Genomic DNA, 19273 nt, shown 5'->3' with positions numbered 1-19273 from the left:
CCACGAATCAGTTGATTCGTGGTTCTTTTCTTATAAACTGGTCGAGTGTTTTGGTTGCACTTTTTGCTCTGGGTCAATGTAGTTGATGGCATTGTTAACAGCTGTTGGAGCTTCACCCAGTCCTGTAGCAATTAAATCGATCTTACCTTCATAGTAGCAGCAGTCGCCGATAGCATAGATACCTGCTTGGCTAGACTCTTGTTTGCTATTGACAATAATCTTGTGACGATTGAGGTCTAGGCCCCAATTTTTAAGATTGCCAACAGATGATTTGAAACCATAGTTGACAAAGAGATGGTCTACTTCAATCGTTTCGGTTTCATCTGATTTGACTTTGGTGATTTCTAGTTTGTCGAGTGTTTTACCATCTCCAAGGAGTTGGCTAGGGACGAACGGTGTCTTGATGGTTACAGATGATTCTTGCAAGGCTTGCACACTGTGTTCCAAGGCGCGGAAATTATCTCGACGGTGAACGAGAGTAGTTGGGGCAATCTTTTCAAAAGCCAGAGCCCAGTCTACTGCTGAGTCCCCACCACCAAGGATGGTCACTTTCTTACCAGCGTATTGCTGGATGTTGGAAACGTGGTAGTGGATATTTTCATAATTCTCGACGTCATCTAGTTCGAGCGGACGTGGTTTAAAGGCGCCGCCACCCATGGCAATGATAACTGTTTTAGTCAGGTGTTTTCCTTTGTTGGTTGTGATGCTAAATCCTTCATCTTGTTTCTCGATTTCAAGAACGGTTTCGTTGAGGTGAACAGGTGTTTCAAAGCCGTTTAGCTGTTCAATCAAGCGATTGGTCAATTCTTCCCCGGTTAAGTTTGGAAAACCTGGTACATCAAGGATTTGCTTCTCAGGGTAGAGGATGGCGGGCTGGCCACCTAGCTGGGGAAGGGAGTCGATGATTTGGACTTTGGCTTGGCGTAGGTGGGCGTAAAAGGCAGCAAAGAGCCCGACTGGACCGCCACCTACAATAGTAATATCGTAGAGTTGAGACATGATTTCTCCTTCGTTTTTTCTAGTCAGTTTATTTTATCATATTTTTGCTTAATTTAAAATGAGGTAGGATAGGGAAAAAATGGGCAAAAAATGGTATAATGGTACAGAAAGTGTTTTGACAGGGAGGAGGCCAGGGATGAATTTTCTACCATTATCCAATTTGCAATACTGGACGAGTTTGTTTTCAAGCCCTTGGACAATAGTCACCAATCTGATTGATATTCTCATTGTGACTTATATTTTATATCATTTTACCAAAGCGATTGCAGGGACCAAAATCATGATATTGGTGCGGGGAGTCCTGGTCTTTATTTTAGGTCAGATTCTGTCCAATATGATTGGTTTGACAACCATTTCCTGGTTGATCAATCAGATCATCACCTACGGGGTTATCGCAGCTGTGGTTATTTTTTCACCAGAGATTCGGACTGGTTTGGAACGATTGGGCCGGGCTACGGATTTCTTCTACAATGCCCCTATTAGTGCGGAAGAGCAAATGGTTCGTGCCTTTGTCAAATCAGTCGAGTACATGAGCCCCCGTAAAATTGGTGCTCTGGTAGCGGTACAGCGCGTGAGAACCTTGCAGGAATATATCTCAACTGGGATTCCTCTAGATGCTAAGATTTCCTCTGAGTTATTGATCAATATCTTTATCCCCAATACTCCCTTGCACGATGGAGCGGTCATTGTCAGAGAAGATCGGATTGCCGTAACTTCAGCCTACCTACCCCTGACTGAAAATACAGGAATTTCCAAGGAGTTTGGGACACGTCACAGGGCAGCGATTGGTTTGTCAGAAGTATCGGATGCTCTTACCTTTGTGGTTTCAGAGGAAACAGGCGGAATCTCAATCACCTATAATGGAGTCTTTAAGCATGATTTGACCCTGGAAGAGTTTGAATCGGAGTTAAGAAGAATCTTGCTTCCAACATCCGAGAAAAAACAAGGTCTGAAAGAGCGTTTGCTAGGAGGATTGAAACATGAGAAAAAATAGTCTTTATATTATTTCTTCCTTCTTTTTCGCCTGCATCCTCTTTATCTATGCGACTTCAACAAACTATCAGAATAGCAACAGTGCCAGACAGGTGAGGACAGAAACCTATACCAATACGGTACTCAATGTCCCAATCGATATTCAGTACGACAGCGATCAGTACTTTATTAGTGGCTTTACCTCTGAAGTGACTGTCTTTCTGACAGGGTCAAACAGAGTTGCTTTGGCGAGTGAAATGCAGGAAAGCACTCGGAAATTCAAGGTCAAAGCTGACTTAACCAATGCCAGTGTAGGAACCATCGAAGTTCCTCTGACTATTGAAAATTTACCGAGTGGTTTGACGGCTGTTGCGACACCGCAAAAGATAACAGTCAAAGTCGGAAAAAAAGCAAAACGAGACAATGTAATCGTTGTGCCGGAGATTGATCCTAGTCAGATTGATTCTCGTGTGAAAATTGATACAGTCACTGTGTCAGATGAAAAAGTAACGGTTATTAGTGACGAGGAAACTCTCTCTAGAGTAGATCGTGTCATTGCCATCTTGCCGACGAGTGAACGGATAACAGGTAACTACTCGGCCTCTGTTCCACTACAAGCAGTTGATAAAAATGGAAATGTCTTGCCAAGCGTCATTATGCCATTTGACACTACAATGAAAATTACAACTAAAACAGTATCGTCTAGCTCGAGTTCTTCGTCAACGACCTCGTCAACGGGCTCTTCAACCAGCAGTTCGTCTTCAACGAGTTCAGAAACGAAACCAGACTCGTCTAAACAGGACTAAATAAAATAGTAGAAAAGGATGATAAATAAAATGGGTAAATATTTTGGGACCGATGGAGTCCGTGGAGAAGCAAACGTAGAACTGACGCCAGAATTGGCCTTTAAACTGGGACGTTTTGGTGGTTATGTTCTTAGCCAACACGAAACAGAAGCCCCTAAAGTCTTTGTAGGACGTGATACACGTATCTCAGGAGAAATGTTAGAATCAGCCTTAGTGGCAGGTCTCCTCTCTGTAGGGATTCACGTCTACAAACTCGGTGTCCTTGCAACACCAGCAGTAGCTTACTTGGTCAAAACTGAGGGAGCCAGTGCAGTTGTCATGATTTCCGCTAGTCACAACCCAGCCCTTGATAATGGAATTAAATTCTTTGGTGGGGATGGCTTCAAACTTGATGATGAAAAAGAAGCAGAAATCGAAGCCTTGCTAGATGCTACAGAAGACACCCTTCCTCGTCCAAGTGCCGAAGGTTTGGGAACCTTAGTGGACTATCCAGAAGGTTTACGTAAGTATGAAGGCTACCTTGTTTCAACTGGAACTCCTCTTGAAGGAATGAAAGTGGCCTTGGACACAGCAAACGGTGCAGCGTCTACGAGTGCTCGTCAAATCTTTGCAGACCTTGGGGCTCAAATAACTGTTATTGGGGAGACACCAGATGGTCTGAATATCAACTTGAATGTAGGTTCTACACATCCAGAAGCTCTTCAAGAAGTGGTTAAAGAAAGCCAGTCAGCTATTGGTTTGGCCTTTGACGGAGATAGTGACCGCTTGATTGCTGTCGATGAAAATGGCGAGATCGTCGATGGTGATAAGATCATGTATATCATCGGTAAATACCTTTCTGAAAAAGGCCAGTTGGCTCAAAACACCATCGTGACAACGGTTATGTCTAACCTTGGCTTCCATAAGGCCTTGGAGAGTGCTGGCATTAACAAGGTAGTGACTGCTGTTGGTGACCGCTATGTCGTTGAAGAAATGAGAAAATCAGGCTACAACCTTGGTGGTGAACAGTCTGGTCACGTTATCTTGATGGACTACAATACAACTGGTGATGGTCAATTATCAGCTGTTCAATTGACTAAAATCATGAAAGAAACAGGTAAGAGTTTGTCTCAACTGGCATCAGAAGTGACGATTTACCCACAAAAACTGGTCAATATCCGAGTGGAAAATGCCATGAAAGAAAAAGCCATGGAAGTACCAGCCATTAAAACTATCATCGAAAAGATGGAAGAGGAAATGGTAGGGAACGGTCGTATCCTTGTCCGCCCAAGTGGAACAGAACCCCTCTTGCGCGTCATGGCAGAAGCCCCAACAACAGAAGAAGTTAACTACTACGTAGATACAATTGCTGCTGTTGTTAAAGATGAAATCGGAATTGACTAAAGCCTAGAAAACTAGATGAAATGATAAAAATGTGGTACAATTGCATAGTAAATTGTAGCAATGGGAGAGAAAAATGAATCTTAAACGAGAACAAGAATTTGTTAGCCAGTATCACTTTGATGCTCGTAACTTTGAATGGGAAAATGAAAATGGAGCTCCTGAAACCAAGGTAGACGTGAACTTTCAGTTGCTCCAACATGACCAAGAAAACCAAGTGACTTCTTTAGTCGTTATCTTGAGTTTCATGATTGTCTTTGACAAATTTGTCATCAGCGGAACAATTTCTCAAGTTAACCATGTGGAAGGTCGCATTGTCAACGAACCAAGCGAATTTAACCAAGAAGAAGTCGAAACCTTGGCACGTCCATGTTTGAACATGCTCAATCGTTTGACGTATGAAGTAACAGAAATCGCCTTGGATCTTCCAGGGATCAATTTGGAGTTTTAGTCATGAAATTAGCTGTCATTACAGATTCTTCAGCCTATTTAGAGGAGAAGACGCTGCAAAGAGAGAATCTATTTATCTTGGATATTCCTGTCAATATTGATGGAGAGGAGTATGTTGAAGGTGTCAATCTGACTGCTGAGGAATTTTATCAAAAAATGGCTCAGTCTGTAGAATTGCCTAAAACTAGTCAACCAAGTATTGCCAAATTGGATGAGATTCTTAGTTCTTTGAAAGACGAGGGTTATACCCATGTCTTAGGACTCTTTCTTTCGTCAGGAATTTCAGGCTTTTATCAGAACATCCAATACATGTTGGATGAGTATGATGGCTTGACCATTGCCTTTCCAGATACCCATATCACAAGTTCCCCTCTCGGATTTATGGTGGAGAGTGCCTTTGAATGGGCAGAACAAGGTGATGATTTTGCCCAGATTCAGGAGAAGTTGGGGATTCAAATTGCTGATAATTCAGCCTTTATCATAGTAGATGACCTCGATCACCTGGTTAAGGGAGGACGTTTGTCAAATGGAGCAGCTATCTTAGGAAATCTCCTCAGTATCAAGCCTATCCTTTACTTTAATGACCAAGGTGTGATTGAAGTTTACGAAAAAGTTCGTACAGAAAAGAAAGCAATTAAACGTTTGGTGGAAATCATCAAGGAGTTGACAAAAGATGGGAACTACCGTATAACAGTCATCCATGGCAATGCTCCTCAAAAGGCAGCGGATTTACGTCAGCTTTTGATGGATAGTGGTGTGACTGCTGAAATTCCAATTGTCAGCTTTGGTAGTGTCATTGGGACCCACCTTGGAGAAGGTAGTATCGCCTTGAGCTATACACCAATCGTCTAAATTGTTCTTACAGGCTTTGTATCTTAGAAATTGAACACGGCCTACCTGCCTCTTGAAAAAAGATGCCTGTCTTGCCTTTCATGGAAAGTCAGCGCCATTCCCTATTTTTCATGGGCAGCTAACGTCCTTTGTATCTTGATAATTGAACACGCCTGGAACCCTGTGTGAAAAAGATAGTTCTTCCAAGGAGTAGACACTCCTTGATCAGAACTCCTATTTTCACTTTGTGTTCTTACAGGCTTTGTATCTTAGACAGGAGTAGAGATGAGTATTCGAGTAATTATTGCCGGTTTTAAGGGGAAGATGGGCCAAGCTGCATGTCAGATGGTCTTGGCTGATCCAGACTTGGACTTGGTCGCAGTTTTGGATCCTTTTGAGTCTGAGTCAGAGTGGCAGGGGATTCCTGTCTTTAATGATAAGGCTGACTTGGCTGGTTTTGAAGCGGATGTCTGGGTAGACTTTACTACACCAGCCGTTGCCTACGAAAATACACGCTTTGCTCTTGAAAATGGCTTTGCTCCTGTCGTAGGAACAACAGGATTCACTAGTGAAGAAATTACTGAACTAAAAGCATTTTCCCGTGAACAAGATTTGGGTGGTTTGATTGCCCCTAATTTTGCCTTGGGAGCTGTCTTGCTTATGCAATTTGCGGCGCAGGCTGCCAAATATTTCCCAAATGTGGAGATTATCGAGCTCCATCATGACAAGAAAAAAGATGCTCCGAGCGGAACAGCTATTAAAACGGCTGAGCTGATGGCGGAAGTGCGAGAGTCTATCCAACAAGGTGCGCCTGATGAGGAAGAATTGATTGCTGGTGCCCGTGGTGCTAACTTTGATGGCATGCGGATCCACTCAGTTCGTCTACCAGGCTTGGTAGCTCATCAAGAAGTCATCTTTGGAAATCAGGGAGAAGGATTGACCCTTCGTCATGACTCCTATGATCGCAGCTCCTTCATGACAGGGGTCAATTTGGGAATCAAAGAAGTTGTCAAGCGTCATGAGCTTGTCTATGGATTAGAACACTTATTATGAGATTAACGCAAATGCCTTCTGAATTTCAGAAGGCTTTACCAGTATTAGAAAAAATTAAAGAAGCAGGCTTTGAAGCCTATTTTGTTGGAGGCTCTGTTCGAGATGCCCTTCTCAATCGTCCCATCCACGATGTGGATATTGCGACTTCTTCTTATCCAGAGGAGACTAAGCAGATTTTTCCGCGAACAGCCGATATTGGAATCGAGCACGGAACTGTTTTAGTTTTAGATGGGGACGAGGAATATGAAGTGACGACCTTTCGGACCGAAGATGTCTATGTGGACTATCGCAGACCCAGTGCGGTTTCCTTTGTGCGTTCGCTAGAAGAAGACCTCAAGCGCCGTGATTTTACAGTCAACGCCTTTGCCTTGGATGAGACAGGCGAAATTATTGACTTGTTTCAGGGTTTAGAGGATTTGGAAAACCAAGTCTTGCGAGCAGTTGGAGTGGCTAGTGAACGTTTTAACGAGGATGCTCTGCGGATTATGCGTGGTTTCCGTTTTCAGGCCAGTCTCGGTTTTAAACTTGAGTCAGAAACTTTTGAGGCGATGAAGACTTTGACGTCGCTCTTGGAGAAAATTTCTGTGGAGCGCACCTTCGTTGAGTTTGATAAACTCTTGCTGGCACCTTTTTGGCGAGTTGGTCTGTCTTCCATGATTGAGAGTCGAGCTTATGCCTATCTTCCAGACATGGCAGGGAGCCAGGACAAGCTCAACAAACTGTTTGATTTGGAGGCGGATTTCACTTTTGAATCTTCTGAACAAGCCTGGGCGGCTCTATTGTGGGCTTTGGAGATTAAAGATGCACAGCCATTTTTGAAGGCATGGAAAACCTCACGCCAGTTTGCCAAGCAGGTTCAGGATTTACTGACTATTTTAGCTTTGCGTGAAAAGGGAGATTTGAGCAAGCGTGATTGTTACCGCTTTGACTTGGATTCCCTTCTACAAGCTGAAAGTCTTCGTCAGGCTCAAGGAAAAGCAGTTAATCCACAAGCTATCACAGAAACTTACCAGAGTTTGACCATTCATGATAAGAAAGAAATCCAGATTAATGGTGGAATTTTGATTAAGGAATATGGTTACCAGCCAGGACCAGACTTGGGAGAGATTTTAACAGAGATTGAGTTTGCCATTGTCGATGGAGAGTTGGAAAATGATCGTCAAGCAATCCATGCTTACCTGAGGGAGAAAAAATGAGTGATTTTATCGTTGAAAAACTAAGCAAATCCGTTGGAGACAAGACCGTTTTTAAGGATATTTCTTTTATCATCCATGACTTGGATAGAATTGGTCTGATTGGTGTTAATGGAACGGGTAAGACCACCCTTTTAGACGTCCTTTCTGGCGTTTCTGGCTTTGATGGGGATGTCAGTCCCTTTTCGGCAAAGAATGACTATAAGATTGGCTACTTGACCCAGGATCCTGATTTTGATGATAGCAAGACGGTCTTGGATACGGTTCTCTCTAGCGACCTCAAGGAAATCCAGTTGATTCGTGAGTATGAGTTAATCATGCTCAACTACAGTGAGGACAAGCAGGCTCGTTTGGAACGGGTCATGGCAGAGATGGATTCTCTCCAAGCTTGGGAAATTGAAAGCCAGGTCAAGACGGTCCTCAGCAAGCTAGGTATTCAGGCCTTGTCGACTCCGGTTGGTGAATTGTCAGGCGGTCTGAGAAGACGGGTTCAGTTGGCGCAAGTTCTCCTAGGAAACCACGACCTCTTGCTTCTGGACGAGCCAACCAACCACCTGGACATTGCGACCATTGAGTGGCTGACTCTTTTTTTGAAAAATTCCAAGAAGACCGTTCTCTTTATCACCCACGATCGTTATTTCCTAGATGCACTATCAACGCGGATTTTCGAGTTGGACCGAGCAGGCTTGACCGAGTATCAGGGAAATTATCAGGACTATGTTCGCCTCAAGGCTGAACAAGATGAGCGTGATGCAGCACTTCTCCACAAAAAGGAACAACTCTATAAGCAAGAATTAGCCTGGATGCGTAGACAACCGCAGGCCCGTGCGACCAAGCAACAGGCCCGTATCAATCGTTTCCACGATTTGAAAAAAGAAGTTTCAGGTGGCGTTGCTGATACAGACTTGACTATGAACTTTGAAACCAGTCGGATTGGGAAAAAAGTCATCGAGTTTCAGAATGTTTCCTTCGCCTATGAAAACAAGCCCATTTTGCATGATTTTAATCTCTTGGTGCAAGCCAAAGACCGTATCGGAATCGTTGGGGACAACGGTGTCGGGAAGTCAACTCTGCTTAATCTCATCGCAGGAAGTCTTGAGCCTACTAAAGGCCAAGTGATCATCGGTGAGACGGTTCGCATCGCCTATTTCTCTCAACAAATTGAAGGTTTGGATGAAAGCAAACGGGTTATCAATTACCTGCAGGAAGTAGCAGAAGAGGTTAAGACCAGTGGTGGTTCTACGACTTCCATTGCAGAGTTGCTAGAGCAGTTTCTCTTCCCACGTTCGACGCATGGAACCCTGATTGAGAAATTGTCTGGTGGAGAGAAAAAACGCCTTTATCTTCTCAAATTGCTCTTGGAAAAACCCAATGTTCTTCTTTTGGACGAGCCGACCAATGACCTAGATATTGCGACTTTGACAGTCTTGGAAAATTTCTTGCAGGGCTTTGCAGGTCCTGTCTTGACAGTTAGCCACGACCGTTATTTTTTGGATAAGGTAGCGACCAAGATTCTCGCCTTTGAGAATGGCAAGATTCGTCCTTTCTTTGGTCATTACACCGACTACCTTGATGAAAAAAACTTTGAAACTGATATGGCCAATCAAGTTCAAAAGGCCGAAAAGGAAAAAGTGGTCAAGGTCCGTGAAGATAAGAAACGCATGACCTACCAAGAAAAGCAGGAGTGGGGAAGCATTGAAGGGGATATTGAAGCCTTGGAAAATCGTATCGCTGTCATTGAAGAAGAAATGCAGGCAAACGGCTCTGACTTTGGTAAACTAGCTACTCTTCAAAAAGAACTCGATGAGAAAAACGAAGCACTCCTTGAAAAATACGAACGTTATGAATACCTAAGTGAGTTGGCGTGATGGAAGAAAAAGTCATTAAACGTAGTCCCAAGAAAATCATTTGGAATGCCTTGTTTGGCTTGACTTCAGTGCTTTTTTTCTTGCTACCTCTCTCTTATCTCCATTTGTACTCGCAAAAGGGAACCAGACTTCATACGATAAGTCTGTTATTAATACTGCTTGTCCTCTTTTGTGCTGGAGTAGTCATTTATCAGACATACAGACTGTTAAGCTTGGATAAGGAGTATTTGAGATGTACTGTCGAGGGGTTTTACTACAAACAAAATCCAAAGAAACCTAGTCATTTCTACGCTTGGGCAGATGTAGAGGACTTTTCCTTCTCTCGGATTCGAGGGAAGTATAGGGATTCTTATCGGATTGAAGTCTATTTTAAAAACAAGGAAAATGTGAAATCCCAATTCTTTCTAACTCAGCTGAAGAGAAGGATTCTCCCTTTTTATCCGTCAGCAGACTTAATTATCCCTATCTTTCTACTAGATGTAGGACTTCCTGAAAGGGTCTATGAGGCCATGAAGTACTATGAAAGAGAATGGCGTATCGAACAAAATCATCAAGCAAGAAAAGAGGCAAAACAAGCTTCGAAAAGCAAATCTTCCAAACCGTCATAGTCTGTCTTTGCTTAAAGTAGAATAATCAAAAAGGCCCTATCCACTGGATAGGGTCACTGTTTGTCTTCTTTTTTAGTTTCCTGATGAAAGATATTTTGCCAAGTCTCATGGCGACGCCAGATACTGGTGTGGACGATGCCATCTAGCTCATAGCAAATGAGCTTGGTTTTCTGACTAATGGAGGTAATCTGAATATCCTTAATCGCAGCACTAAGTTCTTTTTCAGACTTATAAGCCTCTTTATCCATCTGCTCTCCATCTTGGCGGATATAGAGAAAGTCCTCAGCAAGGAGTTCTTCTAATTGATTGCCTTGGTCGATCAATTGCTCGCGCATGAGTAGTTTTTTATAGACATTGTCCAAAATTTCGTCCTCAGGTATGGGAGCTGGCTCGATATGGATATCAGTATCAAAAACACCAAATCGTTCTTCTAGCATAGACTCAACCTGGTCCGCAATTTCGTGACTTTCATAGACTGATAGGTCGGGATTCATTTCCAGCGTGATATCAAGGTAGATATTGCTACCGTAGGTGCGACCTCTTTGGGACTTGACCTTACTAATCTTTGGAATTTCCATGATGGCCTTCTGGTAGTCTTCCAGCAGACGGTCGTCAAAACCATCTGAAAGACTAAAGGAAGACTCGATAAAGATATCATAGGCTGTCTTTAAGATAAAGAAAGTGATGATGATAGCGACCAGTTTATCCACGATTGGATAATTAAAACTGCTGGCTAGGATGGCAATGGAAGTCCCAAGTGAGGTAACAGCATCGGAAAGATTGTCCTTGGCGGCAGCCTTGAGCGCCTTGGACTTGGATTTCTTACTGAGGCGAGTATTATAGAGATAAACTGCGAACATGACTGCCGCAGAGACGACTCCGAGACTTGCACCCAGAGGGTCGATAACTGTCTGTTCCCGACTGAGAATTTTTTGAATGGTGTCCCGAAGAACATCAAAGCCAACGTAGAACATGATGATGGAAGTAATCAAACTAGCCAAATCTTCAATTTTCCAGTGACCGAAACGATGGTCACGGTCTGCAGGCTGGCGCGCCATCCGAATACCGATCAGAAGAGCAACATTTCCGATAATATCGGATACGTTGTTGAAACCATCCGCTACCAAACTGGAAGAATGTAGGAGGTGGCCAGTCGCTAATTTTGCCGTAGATAAGAGGAGGTAGGTCGAAATGCTGATAATGGCACCACGTTCCGCCAACTTGAGATTTGACATGGATTGGTTCATCGGGCTTCCTTTCTAGTCATTTAGTATTCTACCATTATACTGGTTTTCAAAGGAAAATTCAAATTTAGTCTTGTTTCATCAGATTTAAACCCTTGAAAATTGTTCAAATTTTGATATAATAGTACTACTCAAGGGAGTAGCTGGCAGAAACCTGTGATAGTGTCGTCATTCCGAATTGTATACTGAAAAGTATGTTTTCCGGCGCTATCTTAAACAGCGAGACTTGTTATGATTAACAGGTCTCTTTTTGTTTGTCATAAAACCAAAAGAGAGCTTGTTTTGCACACAAAGTCAAGGAGGAGACATATGTCAAAAGAACAAAAACGCCAAGCGTTTTATACTCAAAGTCCCGAAGAAGTCTTGAAGTCGGTTGAAGCAACTGAGCAAGGCCTTTCGTCAAGCGAAGCGCAGAAACGCCTAGCTGAATATGGGCGCAATGAACTCGAAGAGGGTGAGAAAAAATCTCTCTTGGTTAAATTCATCGAACAGTTTAAGGATTTGATGATTATTATTTTGGTTGCTGCAGCCATCTTGTCTGTCATAACTTCTGGTGGGGAAGATATTGCAGATGCCATCATTATTCTAGCCGTTGTTATCATCAACGCAGCCTTTGGTGTTTACCAAGAAGGAAAAGCAGAAGAAGCCATCGAAGCCCTCAAATCGATGTCTAGTCCAGCTGCGCGCGTTCTTCGTGATGGGCACATGACTGAGATTGACTCAAAAGAATTGGTGCCAGGTGATATCGTTTCCCTTGAAGCAGGTGACGTCGTACCAGCGGACCTACGTTTGCTAGAAGCTAATTCTCTTAAAATCGAAGAAGCAGCTTTGACAGGTGAGTCTGTTCCAGTTGAAAAAGACTTGACCGTCGAGCTCGCTACAGATGCTGGTATTGGTGACCGTGTCAATATGGCCTTCCAAAACTCAAATGTGACTTATGGTCGTGGTCTTGGTGTTGTTGTCAATACAGGTATGTACACTGAAGTGGGTCATATCGCTGGTATGCTCCAAGATGCTGACGAGACAGACACGCCACTCAAACAAAACTTGAACAACCTTTCTAAGGTTTTGACCTATGCAATTTTGGTTATTGCCCTTGTTACTTTTGTAGTTGGAGTCTTCATTCAAGGTAAAAATCCACTTGGTGAGTTGATGACCTCTGTTGCGCTTGCTGTTGCAGCCATCCCAGAAGGACTACCTGCTATCGTGACCATCGTTCTTGCCCTTGGTACTCAAGTTTTGGCCAAACGAAACTCTATCGTTCGTAAGTTGCCAGCAGTAGAAACACTTGGTTCAACTGAGATTATCGCTTCTGATAAGACTGGTACGCTTACCATGAACAAGATGACAGTCGAGAAAGTCTTCTATGACGCAGTCCTACATGACTCATCTGATGATATTGAACTAGGTCTTGAAATGCCCCTACTTCGTTCAGTTGTCTTGGCCAATGATACCAAGATTGATGCTGAAGGAAACCTGATTGGGGATCCAACGGAAACAGCCTTCATCCAGTATGCCTTGGACAAGGGCTACGATGTTAAAGGGTTCTTAGAGAAATATCCTCGTGTAGCTGAATTGCCGTTTGACTCAGATCGTAAACTCATGTCAACGGTTCATCCATTGCCAGATGGTAAATTCCTCGTGGCAGTCAAGGGGGCTCCAGATCAACTTTTGAAACGCTGTGTTGCTCGTGATAAAGCTGGAGATGTTGCTCCGATTGATGAGAAAGTCACTGAATTAATCCATACAAACAACTCGGAAATGGCTCACCAAGCCTTGCGTGTCCTTGCAGGTGCTTATAAGATTATCGATAGTATTCCAGAAAATCTTACTTCTCAAGAGCTTGAAAACAACTTGATCTTTACTGGTTTGATTGGGATGATTGACCCTGAGCGTGCCGAAGCGGCAGAAGCCGTTCGTGTCGCTAAAGAAGCGGGAATCCGTCCAATCATGATCACTGGTGACCACCAAGACACAGCGGAAGCCATTGCCAAACGATTGGGAATCATTGATGAAAATGACTCAGAAGACCATGTCTTGACTGGTGCTGAGCTTAACGAACTTTCTGATGAAGAATTTGAAAAAGTCGTTGGTCAATACTCTGTTTATGCGCGTGTATCTCCGGAACACAAGGTTCGTATTGTCAAGGCTTGGCAAAACCAAGGTAAGGTCGTTGCCATGACAGGTGACGGTGTCAACGACGCACCAGCTCTGAAAACAGCTGATATCGGTATCGGTATGGGAATCACTGGTACTGAGGTTTCTAAGGGAGCTTCTGACATGATCCTTGCAGATGATAACTTTGCGACTATCATCGTCGCAGTTGAAGAAGGACGTAAGGTCTTCTCAAATATTCAAAAGACCATTCAGTACCTACTTTCTGCCAATACGGCTGAAGTATTAACCATCTTTCTATCAACCTTGTTTGGTTGGGATGTCTTACAGCCAGTTCATCTTTTGTGGATTAACTTGGTAACCGATACCTTCCCAGCTATCGCCCTTGGTGTTGAACCAGCTGAGCCAGGTGTTATGACCCACAAACCACGTGGAAGCAAATCAAGCTTCTTCTCAGGTGGGGTCATGAGTTCTATCATCTATCAAGGTGTACTCCAAGGGGCTCTCGTCTTGACTGTTTATGGTCTTGCTCTTGCCTATCCAGTCCATGTAGGAGACAACCAAGCCATTCATGCGGATGCCCTCACCATGGCCTTTGCAACACTTGGTTTGATCCAACTCTTCCATGCCTACAACGTCAAGTCTGTTTACCAATCCATCTTGACAGTCGGACCATTCAAGTCTAAGACCTTCAACTGGTCTATCTTGGTATCCTTCATCCTCTTGATGGCAACAATCGTTGTAGAACCACTTGAAGGTATCTTCCACGTAACCAAACTAGACTTGTCACAATGGGGTATTGTTCTAGCTGGAAGCTTCTCAATGATACTTATCGTCGAAATCGTTAAGTTTGTTCAACGTAAACTTGGTCTTGATAAGAACGCGATTTAAAAAGAAAGTCATCTTCGGATGGCTTTTTTTGCATTTGAGGAAAAGGACTAGAAGTTGCCCCCTTTTGTGCTATAATAAAGTAAAGTTGTAAGGAGCGTAAGAGAATGGAAAAGAAAATTGTCCGAGATGTCTTATTCTTGTCGCAGGTATCGAAACCTGCAAGTCAGGAAGACATTTATCTAGCTAGAGATTTGCAGGATACCCTGCTGGCTAATCGCGAGACCTGTGTCGGTCTGGCAGCAAATATGATTGGGGTGCAGAAGCGCGTGATTATCTTTAATCTTGGCCTAGTTCCCATGGTCATGTTTAACCCCATTCTCCTTTCCAATAAAGGACCTTACGAGACAGAGGAAGGGTGTTTGTCTTTGACTGGTGTTCGACCGACGACCCGTTATGAAACGATTACGGTTTCCTATCGCGATAGCAAGTGGCAGGAGCTGACCATTACGCTAACAGGTTTTCCAGCTCAGATCTGCCAGCATGAGCTGGATCATTTGGAAGGACGGATTATTTAGGAGGAACTCAGATGAAACGAATACTATTTGAACTTGTTTTTATCGCAACGACTTGGTATATCTTTTTACCACCCTTCAATCTGACTAGTTGGGAATTCATCTTCTTTCTCTGTGGGCATCTGGTGGTGATGGGAATTTTGTTTAGTTTCCGCAAGGATACCAATCTCCTCAAAACTGTTCATGTACGTCATGGCAAGGCTGCCAAAGATCTCAATCTAGAAGGATTCCTTTTTACCAAACTTAGTAGAGGATTGTTTCTGACTGCAGGTATCATTTTTGCCCTTGCTGGTTTGGTAAGCCTAATAACCTCTAGCTTTTTCCAAGCAAAAAATTATGCTAATGTGGTGTCTATCACAGAAAAAGATTTTAAAGATTTTCCTAAGAGTGATACCAGTAAGGTTCCAATCCTAGATCGGAGCACTGCAGAAAAGATTGGTGACCGTTACCTGGGTTCTCTGACGGATAAGGTCTCCCAGTACGTAGCAGCAGATACTTATACCCAGCTGACGGTTGATGGCAAACCCTATCGAGTGACTCCTTTGGAGTATGCCGACCCGATCAAATGGTTTAATAATCAGTCCAAGGGAATTGGCGAGTATATCAAGGTTGATATGGTGACAGGAAATGCGGAATTGGTGGATTTAAAAACGCCGATGAAGTATTCAGACTCCGAGTATTTTAATCGTGATGTCAAACGCCATCTTCGGATCAAGTACCCAACCAAGATTTTTAAAACGCCCTCCTTTGAGGTGGATGATGAAGGCAATCCCTTCTATGTAGCAACCGTTTATCAAAAGCAGTTTGGTCTAGGAGTCCCTCGCCCTTCATCTGTTATTATCTTGGACGCCACCAATGGAGAAACCAAGGAATACAGCTTGGATGAAGTGCCAGAATGGGTGGACCGTGTCTATCCAGCAGAAGAAACCATCGAACAAATCAACTACAACGGCAAGTATAAAGACGGCTTCTGGAATGCTTTGATTTCTAAGAAAAACGTTACCCAAACGACAGAAGGCTATAACTATCTTTCTATCGGAAATGACATTTATCTCTACACAGGAGTGACTTCAGCAAATGCTGATGAAAGTAATCTAGGATTTATCCTTGAAAATATGCGCACTGGTGAAATCACCAAGTACAATCTAGCTTCAGCAACCGAAGAATCAGCCCGTGCTTCTGCAGAAGGAGCAGTGCAAGAGAAGGCCTACAAGGCGACCTTCCCTATTCTTGTCAATCTCAATGATAAACCGCTCTACATCATGGGCTTGAAGGACAATGCAGGTCTGGTCAAGGAGTATGCTTTGGTTGATGCAGTGGAGTACCAAAACGTTATCGTAGCAACTACGGTAGATGAACTCCTCAGCAAGTATGCCAATAAAAACGACCTCGAGCTGGATAATGAAACGGTAGAAAATATCAAGGGAGTGGTTTCAGATCTTAAATCAGCTGTCATCAAGGGGGATACCGTCTATTTCTTTAAAGTTGATGGCAAGATTTATAAGGTCAAGGCTTCCGTATCAGACGACCTTCCTTACCTCGAAAATGGCCAAACCTTCGAAGGTCAAGTTGGAAAAGATAATTATCTCAAGACCTTTAAAGTACAATAATACTCTTCGAAAATCAAATTCAAACTACGTCAGCGTCGCCTTGCCGTACTCAAGTACAGCCTGCGGCTAGCTTCCTAGTTTGCTCTTTGATTTTCATTGAGTATAAAAATAGGTTTTCTCAGTTCAAGGAGAAAAAAGATAAATTCTTATCTATCTTAACAAGCTTAGCTGGCACAGCCCTTGTTCTCGTGGCTATCTGGTTAGGATGGCCAAAATAAACAGAGAAACCTCGGTATGAACCGAGGTTTTTAAGATGAAATTCTTGGTCGTGATTGAAAAATATGCTACACTAACAATATGAAAATTTTAATCCCAACAGCAAAAGAAATGAACACAAACCATCCTTGTATCGAAGCGCTCCCTTTGAGGGAAGAAAGTCAGGAAGTCCTTGACTCACTGGCGCATTACTCAGCTAGTGAATTAGAGACTTTTTATAAGGTATCTTCCGAGAAAGCAGAAGAAGAGTACGCTCATATTCAAGCTTTAAAAGATCACAGGGCTAAACATTATCCAGCCTTGAAACTCTTCGATGGTCTCATGTATCGCCACATCAAAAGAGATGCGTTAACCGAGGCTGAACAAACCTATCTTGAAAATCATGTCCTGATTACCTCGGCTTTATACGGTGTTGTCCCAGCCTTGTCGCCTATGGCTCCACACCGTTTGGACTTCTTGATGAAGTTAAAAGTGGCTAGAAAAACCCTAAAGACTCATTGGAAATCAGCCTATGATGAGGCACTTCAGGACGAGGACTTGATATTCTCACTCCTATCATCAGAGTTTGAAACTGTATTTTCGAAGAAAATCAGAGAAAAGATGGTGACCTTCAAATTTATGGAGGATAAGGAAGGTCAGCTGAAGATTCACTCAACTATTTCAAAAAAAGCACGTGGTGCCTTTTTGACCACCTTGATAGAGGGGCAAGTCCAAACAGTCGAACAAGCTCGCCAGCTCAGTTTTGCAGGTTTTGACTACCAACCTGATTTATCCAGTGATTTAGAACTCGTCTTTGTGAAACAAGCATAAAACCAGCTCATTCGAGCTGGTTTTTGCTGGATTAGTTGATGGCTGCAAGAAGGTCGTCAGCTTGTTTTGCAAGTGATGAAGCCGTTGCTTCCTCTAACACCAATTTTCCGTCTGCCCAAGCAGAGTCATTGACACGAGCAGCTGTAAAGTCACCAACGACTTGTGTGCGGATAAATGGCAAGAGGTCTTTGTAAATCGCAAAGAGTTGCTCGTGACCGGCATTGGCTACAGATGAGACAGTAACAAACTTGTCTTGGAGGGCAGAAGCACCACGTGTATCAGACAAGTCAAGGGCACGAGAGAGCCAGTCAAGCAAGTTTTTCACTGTTCCTGGGATAGAGAAGTTGTAGACTGGAGAGAAGATCCAGATAGCATCCGCAGCAAGGACTGCTTCACGAGCAGCAGCTACAGCTGGATGAGTTGGAACTTCCAAATCTTGGCTGAAGAGAGGAACAGCTGAGTAATCAAGATAGCTAACTTCCGCTTTTCCAGCAAGTGCTTTTTCAGCTTCGAGGGCCATTTGGTGGTTGAAAGAACCTTGGCGTAGTGAACCGACGATAAATAATACTTTTTTAGACATGATGTGTCTCCTTTAGTTTAAAATTCAAAGAGCGAACTCTTTTGTTACCATCCATGTTACAACAAATGATACTAATTAGCAATAATTTTGCTCACAAATTTTTAAATTTTTTTAAAATGTGGATTAAGTCTTCCTTTTCGCCATCTTCCAAGATGCTGAGTGCTTCTACAATGGAATCGATATGTTCAGGAAGAACCTCTTCGATTTTTCTGCGTCCTGCAGGTGTTAATTTCAGGAAAAAGGAGCGACGATCCTTGGGGTCGCAAGTTCTAGAAATCCATCCATCTCGAACCATATTTCGAATGACAACAGTCATGTTTCCAGAAGTGGCTAGCATTTTTTCAATCAAATCCTGAATGCGTAGTTCCCCCTTGCTATAGAGGGTTTCCAAAACTGAAAATTGAGTGGGTGTTAGCCCGTGTTCTTTGGCAGCCTTGGCTTCATATGGTTTAAAAGTTCGTATGGCTTTGTTGAGGACGATAGCTGTTTTTAAGTCTAATTGATTATCGGAAATTTTCTCTTTTAAGTATTGTTTCATAAGCTTATTTTATCAATAATGAGAGAGAAAAACAAGAACTTACATTTTATAGGAAAAGAATCTTAGAATGTTCCCGTCTTCACTTGTAATAAAGAAGGAGAGATGGTAAAATAGACGAGTGAAACTAAGACAGAAAAAAGCAAAAAACAAGCTACTTTTACAGTATGGAATCGGCATTGCTCTGGTAGTACTAGTCATGACGACTTCCTTCCTTTATCTGATATCACTCAGCATGAAACCCTATCAAGATGCTAGAGTTGAGGGAGAAAAACTAGCCAAGCAGTATGCAGAATTGGAACAGGCAGATCAGGTTGATTTTTATAATGGACTAGAAGGTTATTACAGCGTTTTAGGACATAATAAAAAGCAAGAGGCCATTGCTGTACTGATTGAAAAGAATGACCACAAGATTTATGTTTATCAGCTTGATAAAGGGATTTCTCAAGACAAGGCAGCGACGATTTCGAGGGAAAAAGGAGCTAGCGACATTGAAAAGATTACTTTTGGTCGTTATCAGGACAAGCCGATTTGGGAAGTTAAGTCAGGAAACCAGTACTATCTGGTTGACTTTGAAACAGGAGCAGTGATCCAATAAGG

The 19273-nt window shown here is 43.0% G+C and carries 19 protein-coding genes; 15 read left to right on the top strand and 4 right to left on the bottom strand.

The window, feature by feature from the left end:
* Positions 1 to 30: 30 nt before the first annotated feature.
* Positions 31 to 999, bottom strand: a complete 969-nt coding sequence (locus tag HMPREF8578_RS11230; protein WP_000081027.1) for an NAD(P)/FAD-dependent oxidoreductase — start codon at positions 997 to 999, stop codon at positions 31 to 33.
* A 136-nt stretch (positions 1000 to 1135) separates the two neighbouring features.
* On the opposite strand from HMPREF8578_RS11230, the gene cdaA reads away from it, so the two are divergent.
* The 9 genes from cdaA to HMPREF8578_RS11180 all read left to right on the top strand — a co-directional run bounded on the left by cdaA (position 1136) and on the right by HMPREF8578_RS11180 (position 10160).
* The gene (gene cdaA / locus HMPREF8578_RS11220; protein WP_001010159.1) at positions 1136 to 1993 is read left to right on the top strand and encodes a diadenylate cyclase CdaA; all 858 of its coding nucleotides are present in this window, start codon (positions 1136 to 1138) and stop codon (positions 1991 to 1993) included.
* On the top strand, positions 1980 to 2777 hold the full coding sequence (locus tag HMPREF8578_RS11215; protein ID WP_001230932.1) for a CdaR family protein: 798 nt from the start codon (positions 1980 to 1982) through the stop codon (positions 2775 to 2777). The genes cdaA and HMPREF8578_RS11215 overlap by 14 nt, the downstream gene beginning before the upstream one ends.
* Positions 2778 to 2807: 30 nt before the next feature.
* Positions 2808 to 4160, top strand: coding sequence for a phosphoglucosamine mutase (gene glmM / locus HMPREF8578_RS11210; protein ID WP_000521462.1), 1353 nt, complete (start codon positions 2808 to 2810; stop codon positions 4158 to 4160).
* 73 nt (positions 4161 to 4233) lie between these two features.
* A complete protein-coding gene (locus HMPREF8578_RS11205; RefSeq protein WP_001050092.1) occupies positions 4234 to 4608 on the top strand; it encodes a DUF1149 family protein in 375 nt (124 codons plus the stop codon).
* Positions 4609 to 4610: 2 nt separating this feature from the next.
* Entirely contained in the window at positions 4611 to 5459 is an 849-nt protein-coding gene (locus HMPREF8578_RS11200) for a DegV family protein (RefSeq protein ID WP_000762164.1), read from the top strand.
* Between the two features lie 264 nt (positions 5460 to 5723).
* On the top strand, positions 5724 to 6491 hold the full coding sequence (gene dapB, locus HMPREF8578_RS11195) for a 4-hydroxy-tetrahydrodipicolinate reductase (RefSeq protein WP_000027879.1): 768 nt from the start codon (positions 5724 to 5726) through the stop codon (positions 6489 to 6491).
* On the top strand, positions 6488 to 7687 hold the full coding sequence (locus HMPREF8578_RS11190; RefSeq protein WP_002893401.1) for a CCA tRNA nucleotidyltransferase: 1200 nt from the start codon (positions 6488 to 6490) through the stop codon (positions 7685 to 7687). The genes dapB and HMPREF8578_RS11190 overlap by 4 nt, the downstream gene beginning before the upstream one ends.
* Positions 7684 to 9552, top strand: a complete 1869-nt coding sequence (locus HMPREF8578_RS11185; RefSeq protein WP_001279095.1) for an ABC-F family ATP-binding cassette domain-containing protein — start codon at positions 7684 to 7686, stop codon at positions 9550 to 9552. Before HMPREF8578_RS11190 ends, HMPREF8578_RS11185 begins: the two co-directional genes overlap by 4 nt.
* Positions 9549 to 10160: a hypothetical protein gene (locus HMPREF8578_RS11180; RefSeq protein ID WP_025168845.1), complete on the top strand. Its 612-nt coding sequence runs from the start codon at positions 9549 to 9551 to the stop codon at positions 10158 to 10160. Before HMPREF8578_RS11185 ends, HMPREF8578_RS11180 begins: the two co-directional genes overlap by 4 nt.
* 53 nt (positions 10161 to 10213) lie before the next feature.
* Here HMPREF8578_RS11180 and HMPREF8578_RS11175 read toward each other — a convergent pair whose 3' ends face one another.
* Entirely contained in the window at positions 10214 to 11407 is a 1194-nt protein-coding gene (locus HMPREF8578_RS11175) for a cation diffusion facilitator family transporter (protein ID WP_001076589.1), read from the bottom strand.
* A gap of 306 nt (positions 11408 to 11713) precedes the next feature.
* Here HMPREF8578_RS11175 and HMPREF8578_RS11170 point away from each other — a divergent pair, with 306 nt between their 5' ends.
* From HMPREF8578_RS11170 to yaaA, 5 genes are all read left to right on the top strand, one after another.
* Positions 11714 to 14410 (top strand): cation-translocating P-type ATPase, encoded by a 2697-nt coding sequence (locus tag HMPREF8578_RS11170; RefSeq protein WP_000032431.1) that lies wholly within the window; start codon positions 11714 to 11716, stop codon positions 14408 to 14410.
* Positions 14411 to 14514: 104 nt separating this feature from the next.
* Complete coding sequence (locus HMPREF8578_RS11165) at positions 14515 to 14925, top strand: peptide deformylase (RefSeq protein ID WP_000412250.1); 411 nt, start codon at positions 14515 to 14517, stop codon at positions 14923 to 14925.
* Between the two features lie 11 nt (positions 14926 to 14936).
* Positions 14937 to 16532, top strand: coding sequence for a hypothetical protein (locus HMPREF8578_RS11160; RefSeq protein ID WP_000821457.1), 1596 nt, complete (start codon positions 14937 to 14939; stop codon positions 16530 to 16532).
* Between the two features lie 86 nt (positions 16533 to 16618).
* Entirely contained in the window at positions 16619 to 16750 is a 132-nt protein-coding gene (locus tag HMPREF8578_RS12270) for a DUF3953 domain-containing protein (protein ID WP_002874755.1), read from the top strand.
* Positions 16751 to 16829: 79 nt separating this feature from the next.
* Positions 16830 to 17558: a peroxide stress protein YaaA gene (gene yaaA / locus HMPREF8578_RS11155; RefSeq protein WP_000697799.1), complete on the top strand. Its 729-nt coding sequence runs from the start codon at positions 16830 to 16832 to the stop codon at positions 17556 to 17558.
* A 31-nt stretch (positions 17559 to 17589) separates the two neighbouring features.
* On the opposite strand, the gene HMPREF8578_RS11150 is transcribed toward yaaA, so the two are convergent.
* Positions 17590 to 18138 (bottom strand): NAD(P)H-dependent oxidoreductase, encoded by a 549-nt coding sequence (locus HMPREF8578_RS11150; RefSeq protein WP_000039633.1) that lies wholly within the window; start codon positions 18136 to 18138, stop codon positions 17590 to 17592.
* Positions 18139 to 18229: 91 nt separating this feature from the next.
* Positions 18230 to 18676 carry a MarR family winged helix-turn-helix transcriptional regulator gene (locus tag HMPREF8578_RS11145; protein ID WP_000816319.1) on the bottom strand — a complete coding sequence of 149 codons (447 nt, stop codon included), beginning with the start codon at positions 18674 to 18676 and terminating at the stop codon, positions 18230 to 18232.
* 118 nt (positions 18677 to 18794) lie between these two features.
* Between HMPREF8578_RS11145 and HMPREF8578_RS11140 the strand changes: the two genes are divergently transcribed.
* Complete coding sequence (locus HMPREF8578_RS11140; RefSeq protein WP_000776859.1) at positions 18795 to 19271, top strand: cell wall elongation regulator TseB-like domain-containing protein; 477 nt, start codon at positions 18795 to 18797, stop codon at positions 19269 to 19271.
* Positions 19272 to 19273 lie beyond the last annotated feature (2 nt).

This window comes from Streptococcus oralis ATCC 49296 (assembly GCF_000185265.1).
In the GTDB taxonomy this organism is placed as follows: domain Bacteria; phylum Bacillota; class Bacilli; order Lactobacillales; family Streptococcaceae; genus Streptococcus; species Streptococcus oralis_BC.
Note: the sequence above shows the minus strand (reverse complement) of the source record. Positions and strands in the feature narration are given on the sequence as shown.

Excerpts from the sequence above, each read along its gene's own strand:
- HMPREF8578_RS11230 (WP_000081027.1), bottom strand. The coding sequence starts at position 999 with ATGTCTCAACTCTACGATATTACTATTGTAGGTGGCGGTCCAGTCGGG.
- cdaA (WP_001010159.1), top strand. The coding sequence starts at position 1,136 with ATGAATTTTCTACCATTATCCAATTTGCAATACTGGACGAGTTTGTTT.
- HMPREF8578_RS11215 (WP_001230932.1), top strand. The coding sequence starts at position 1,980 with ATGAGAAAAAATAGTCTTTATATTATTTCTTCCTTCTTTTTCGCCTGC.
- glmM (WP_000521462.1), top strand. The coding sequence starts at position 2,808 with ATGGGTAAATATTTTGGGACCGATGGAGTCCGTGGAGAAGCAAACGTA.
- HMPREF8578_RS11205 (WP_001050092.1), top strand. The coding sequence starts at position 4,234 with ATGAATCTTAAACGAGAACAAGAATTTGTTAGCCAGTATCACTTTGAT.
- HMPREF8578_RS11200 (WP_000762164.1), top strand. The coding sequence starts at position 4,611 with ATGAAATTAGCTGTCATTACAGATTCTTCAGCCTATTTAGAGGAGAAG.
- dapB (WP_000027879.1), top strand. The coding sequence starts at position 5,724 with ATGAGTATTCGAGTAATTATTGCCGGTTTTAAGGGGAAGATGGGCCAA.
- HMPREF8578_RS11190 (WP_002893401.1), top strand. The coding sequence starts at position 6,488 with ATGAGATTAACGCAAATGCCTTCTGAATTTCAGAAGGCTTTACCAGTA.
- HMPREF8578_RS11185 (WP_001279095.1), top strand. The coding sequence starts at position 7,684 with ATGAGTGATTTTATCGTTGAAAAACTAAGCAAATCCGTTGGAGACAAG.
- HMPREF8578_RS11175 (WP_001076589.1), bottom strand. The coding sequence starts at position 11,407 with ATGAACCAATCCATGTCAAATCTCAAGTTGGCGGAACGTGGTGCCATT.
- HMPREF8578_RS11170 (WP_000032431.1), top strand. The coding sequence starts at position 11,714 with ATGTCAAAAGAACAAAAACGCCAAGCGTTTTATACTCAAAGTCCCGAA.
- HMPREF8578_RS11165 (WP_000412250.1), top strand. The coding sequence starts at position 14,515 with ATGGAAAAGAAAATTGTCCGAGATGTCTTATTCTTGTCGCAGGTATCG.
- HMPREF8578_RS11160 (WP_000821457.1), top strand. The coding sequence starts at position 14,937 with ATGAAACGAATACTATTTGAACTTGTTTTTATCGCAACGACTTGGTAT.
- yaaA (WP_000697799.1), top strand. The coding sequence starts at position 16,830 with ATGAAAATTTTAATCCCAACAGCAAAAGAAATGAACACAAACCATCCT.
- HMPREF8578_RS11150 (WP_000039633.1), bottom strand. The coding sequence starts at position 18,138 with ATGTCTAAAAAAGTATTATTTATCGTCGGTTCACTACGCCAAGGTTCT.
- HMPREF8578_RS11145 (WP_000816319.1), bottom strand. The coding sequence starts at position 18,676 with ATGAAACAATACTTAAAAGAGAAAATTTCCGATAATCAATTAGACTTA.